At 58.4% G+C, this 2,129-nt stretch carries 2 protein-coding genes; both read left to right on the top strand.

The annotated features are described in order from the left end of the window. The coding region (locus VG146_18240; GenBank protein HEV2394295.1) for a hypothetical protein at window positions 1–213 on the top strand (213 nt) is incomplete at its 5' end. 97 nt (window positions 214–310) lie between these two features. Continuing rightward, entirely contained in the window at window positions 311–1,336 is a 1,026-nt protein-coding gene (locus tag VG146_18235) for an IS110 family transposase (GenBank protein ID HEV2394294.1), read from the top strand. Window positions 1,337–2,129 lie beyond the last annotated feature (793 nt).

Below are 2,129 nucleotides of genomic sequence, written 5' to 3'. Positions count from 1 at the left end.
ATAGCCATGAATATCGTCGCGACACCACCTGCGATTAGAGACGAAATAAAAAGGTTGCGAAAAAATACGATATTTAACGCAGCAGTAATCGCGATCCAAATGACAATTACAATCGTGACAAAAATAAAGACCATGGTTAGCGCGCCGTCCCATAAATCAATGGCTTCCGAATTTGGCTACCTTTGGTTCCTTGAAGTTATCGCCAACCGTTAGGTAATTCCGCTTATAGGGATGGTCCGCCCCCTTCATTTCGGCTTCAATGAGCCCGACGGGACACGGTGGTACCCGTAATCAAAGGAGGCGGACCAACATGGCTATTCAAACACTTGGCTTGGATATCGGCAAATCCACATTTCACGCGGTTGGGCTGGATGGCTCCGGTGCGATCGTGCACCGGCATCGCTACACCCGCGCCGCCCTGATGCGGTTCATGGCGAACCTGCCGCCCTGTTTGGTGGGGATGGAGTCCTGCGCGGGCTCCCAGCACCTGGCGCGACGGTTTGGCGAGCACGGCCACACCGTGAAGCTCATGGCCCCGCAGTTTGTGAAGCCCTACGTGAAGTCGAACAAGTCCGATTACCTGGACGCGGAAGCCATCGCCGAGGCGGTCACCCGCCCAACCATGCGCTTCGTGCCAGTGAAGACAGTGGCGCAACAGGATCTGCAGGCCCTGCACCGGGTGAGAAGCGGGCTCATGGCCCAGCGCATCGCCGGCATCAATCAGCTCAGGGCCTTCCTGCTCGAGAACGGGATTACGATCCCCATCGGGGTCATCGCCCTGGGCCGGGAGCTGCCCTTGATCCTCGAGGATGCCGAGAATGGGCTGTCCACGCGCATGCGGGCTTTGGTGTCTGACCTCTGGCAGGAGGTCAAGGCGCTCGACCGACGGATCGCCGCACTCAGCGCTGAACTCCGACAAGTGGCCGAGGCGGATCCGGCCTGCCGGCGACTCCTGACCGTGCCAGGAATCGGGCCCCTGACAGCCACCGCGCTAGTCGCCTGCATCGGGGATGGCCGGGAGTTCCGGCGAGGCCGGGAGCTTGCCGCCTTCCTGGGGCTCGTCCCCCGCCAGCACTCCACGGGCGGCAAGACGACGCTCCTTGGGATCTCCAAGCGCGGCAACAACTACGTGCGCATGCTCATGGTCCACGGGGCCCGCGCCGTGGTGTGTCACTCAGACCGCCGCCAGGACCGGCTAGGTACCTGGCTCCGGGAACTCAAGATACGCCGACACACGAACGTGGTCGTCGTGGCGCTCGCCAACAAGATCGCCCGCACCGCCTGGGCGGTGCTCGCCCACGGCGAGGACTACCGTCCCGCCGTGGGCACGAACTGAGTTTGATCCCGCCGGGTTTGCAAGCGTCACGAGGTGATGGCGGCAATGGTTGAACGGCCTGACTGAAAACCTGTGGCCAAAAGAGATCTTCTGAGATCGCACCGCTTATGAGGACAGCCAGGCGCGCATTCCCATCAGGGCCCGAAGGCGACTTCTGCCTTCAACATGAGGCCGGATACATTTGCGCAAACCATTTTGACGTCACTCAGCGTGCAGGCTTGCAATCAGGGGGCGGACCATACATTCTGGCCGAATGTTACCCTTCAAGCGTTCTGATCGCGGTTTTACCCCTAATCGTCTACTCCCAACCCTAAGCTGCCCTTCCCGAGTGCGCTAGCCTCTTTCTAAACCAGCTAATTACTCGAACTGCCATATATAGCATCCAAGAGAGAGCCGGCCACGCGACGAGAAATGACCCATGCATTAGTCCCCAGCTATGAAATCCGGGCCAATGCATGACACCGAAAAGGTAACCCAATGGGAACATTAGGCAAAAGCCACCTACGATGCAGAAGAGGGTTATCAGCGCCGTTTTGGCAGATTCATCCATCTGTCGCCTGCGTCTTGTGATGAGTCGTATCCAGTTAATCTAGGGCTACCGTCGAATAAATATTGAACGCTCGCTTATGGCCGCATTCAGAACTCAAGCGGCGCTTCACCGATTGTACCCTGTGGCACTCTGCTCGCGACCCGTTGCAGCACTCCAGATTAGGCCTGGCTTCGGTCGAAAAATGTCTTTCCATATTTCCGTTTAGATGGCTCAGAAATCGAAGAGCTCGTTGCGCGCATTCCT

It is taken from the genome of Verrucomicrobiia bacterium, assembly GCA_035946615.1.
Lineage (GTDB): Bacteria > Verrucomicrobiota > Verrucomicrobiia > Limisphaerales > UBA8199 > DASYZB01.
Note: the sequence above shows the minus strand (reverse complement) of the source record. Positions and strands in the feature narration are given on the sequence as shown.